We start from the raw sequence: 2,393 nt of genomic DNA on the forward strand, positions 1-2,393 counted from the left end.
CGACACCGTGGCCGAGGGCGACCTCATCGTCGTCCTGGAGGCCATGAAGATGGAACAGCCCCTCAACGCCCACCGCGCGGGCACCGTCAAGGGCCTGGCCGCCGAGGTCGGCGCGTCCATCACCTCGGGCGCGGTCATCTGCGAGATCAAGGACTGACGCGGGGATCAGGGACTGAGGCCCAGATCAGGGACCGAGGCGGGGATCAAGGACTGACCCGCCCCCGCACATGACGGCGGGCCCCGACCGGAATCCTCCGGCCGGGGCCCGCCGTCGTCGTGCCCGGCCCGCTCAGCGGCTGTGCACCACGTCCTGGGGGAAGGTGAGCTGGCCGTTCATCCACCGCAGGGCCGTGGGCAGCTCCCGCCGCCAGGTACGGAAGTTGTGGCTGCCCCGGTCCAGGATGATCGACTGCGCGCTCATCGGCGGCCGGACCGCGGCCAGGAAGTCGCGCGTGGCCCCATAGTTGGGCTCGCCCCGGCGGCTGGAGGACACCAGCACCGAGACCTGCGGCTGGGGCAGATGGTGCAGCCGCCACTGAAGATCGTGCTCCAGCTTGCCACGCTCGCCCTGCGGACCCGGGCCGAAGAGGTCGCCGGTGGTGGGGTCGTTGACCACGCGGTAGTCGGGCGACAGGGCCGCTGCCGCGCCGTAGACGCGGGGATGGCGCATGGTCAGCTCAAGGGCGCAGGTGCCACCCGTGGAGTAGCCCAGCACGCCCCAGGCGCTGGGGTCATGGCCGATCCGGTAGTGCCCCCGCAGCGCCTCGGGCAGATCCTGGGTGAAGTAGGTCTCGGCCTGGGGGCCGCCGGGGACGTCCACGCATTCGGTGTCACGGGGCGGGGCGATGGTGGGCCGCACCATCACGATGACCGTCGGCTGCATCGCCCCGGTGCGGATCAGCCCGCCCGCGGTCTGGGGCAGCCGCAGATGCTGGGCCAGCAGGAAGGTCCCGCCCGGATAGCCGCTGATCGCCACGATCACCGGGAACCGCTGGCGGGCGTACTGGCGCTGGAAGTACTGCGGCGGCAGATACACATAGGCCGGGGTGGCCACCTGGCTGCGGCGGCCCAGGATCCGCACCGACTCGACCTTGCCCGCCTTGTCGGGGGGCCCGCTGGGCAGTCCGTGCACCTTGTCCAGCCCCTGCGGCGGGGCGGGCCGCACCAGCCCGCCCGACGCCCCGACCGGCGCCGCGGCGCCGCCCTGCACATGGGACAGGGCCGCCGGTGCGGCTTCGCCCTCGCCCAGCAGTTCGTCCCAGGACCCGTAGAACTGGAAGGTAGTGTTCACCGCGAGGGCCAGCGCGGCTACGATCGCGCATTGGGTCACGGCGAGGGCGGCCAGCCGCCCCAGCCAGGCCCGTACGCCCCGGCCCGCGAAGCGCGGCCACAGCCAGAGCGTCAGCCCCGCGCACCCCACGGCGAGGGCGATCATCACATACTCGAGTGAGCGACTGGTCAGTCCCATCGTTCTTCCACCTCGGCGCACCGCAACGCACGATGCCTTCGCCCCGTTTGATGCCGTTCACGCTGTCCGCGTTGCCTGGCCAGGGCGTGCCTCCGGTCACGAAATGGCATGCTTGACTCACGGGCAGCCACGGCAGGGAGGACCGCGATGGCGATCGAGACAGCCACGGCGCAGATGCCACCGCGCCCCATGCGCGCCGACGCGCGCCGCAATTACGAGCGGCTGCTGGCCGAGGCGCGCACGGCGTTCACCCGGCACGGCACCGATGCCTCGCTGGAGGACATCGCACGCCGCGCGGGCGTCGGCATCGGCACGCTCTACCGCCACTTCCCCAACCGCACCGCGCTGATGGGCGCGGTCTTCCAGGGCGAGATATGCGCCCTGCTGGAGCGGTCGCGGGAGCTGGCCAAGGCGCCGCGGCCGTGTCAGGCGATGATCGACTGGCTGCGCGCCATCGTCGACCACGCCAGCACCTACCGCGGGCTCTCCCGGGCCCTGATGGCGTGCTCGGGAGACGAGACCTCGGCACTGTCCCGCGGCTGCGGGCTGCCGCTGCGCGAGGCGGGCAGTGAACTGCTCGCCCGCGCCCAGCAGAGCGGTGCCGTACGGTCCGATGTGGTCATCGCCGATCTGATGCAGCTCACCAACGCGATCGCGCTGGCCGTGGAGCAGTCGCCGGACGACCCGGAGTTGGCCGACCGGCTGCTGGCGCTGGCCTTCACCGGTCTCAAGGCCCGCTGACACCGGCGGTGCCCCCTCGCTAGCGACGGCGTGGCGCCAGATCCGCCACCCGCCCCGGCTGCTCCGCCAGCGGCACCGCACTGCGCAACTGCGCGGAGCCGGGGCCACCGGGCGGATGGGGGTGGTTACGGCGCGGCCCCGGCAGCGGCAGGCCCTCCTCGCCGCCGCCACGGCCCTGGGACCC

Annotated in this window: 3 protein-coding genes; 2 read left to right on the forward strand and 1 reads right to left on the reverse strand. The window is 72.9% G+C overall.

Features of this window, described 5'->3' with window-relative positions:
- Positions 1 to 157, forward strand: a 157-nt coding sequence (locus tag KN815_RS47490; RefSeq protein ID WP_216347973.1) for an acyl-CoA carboxylase biotin carboxyl carrier protein subunit, incomplete at its 5' end; no start/stop codon positions are given.
- 132 nt (positions 158 to 289) lie between these two features.
- On the opposite strand, the gene KN815_RS47495 is transcribed toward KN815_RS47490, so the two are convergent.
- Entirely contained in the window at positions 290 to 1,468 is a 1,179-nt protein-coding gene (locus tag KN815_RS47495; RefSeq protein WP_216347972.1) for an alpha/beta hydrolase, read from the reverse strand.
- A gap of 147 nt (positions 1,469 to 1,615) precedes the next feature.
- On the opposite strand from KN815_RS47495, the gene KN815_RS47500 reads away from it, so the two are divergent.
- A complete protein-coding gene (locus KN815_RS47500; RefSeq protein ID WP_014061299.1) occupies positions 1,616 to 2,209 on the forward strand; it encodes a TetR/AcrR family transcriptional regulator in 594 nt (197 codons plus the stop codon).
- Positions 2,210 to 2,393: the final 184 nt, after the last annotated feature.

Source organism: Streptomyces niphimycinicus, from assembly GCF_018883605.1.
In the GTDB taxonomy this organism is placed as follows: domain Bacteria; phylum Actinomycetota; class Actinomycetes; order Streptomycetales; family Streptomycetaceae; genus Streptomyces; species Streptomyces niphimycinicus.

Excerpts from the sequence above, each read along its gene's own strand:
- KN815_RS47495 (WP_216347972.1), bottom strand. The coding sequence starts at position 1,468 with ATGGGACTGACCAGTCGCTCACTCGAGTATGTGATGATCGCCCTCGCC.
- KN815_RS47500 (WP_014061299.1), top strand. The coding sequence starts at position 1,616 with ATGGCGATCGAGACAGCCACGGCGCAGATGCCACCGCGCCCCATGCGC.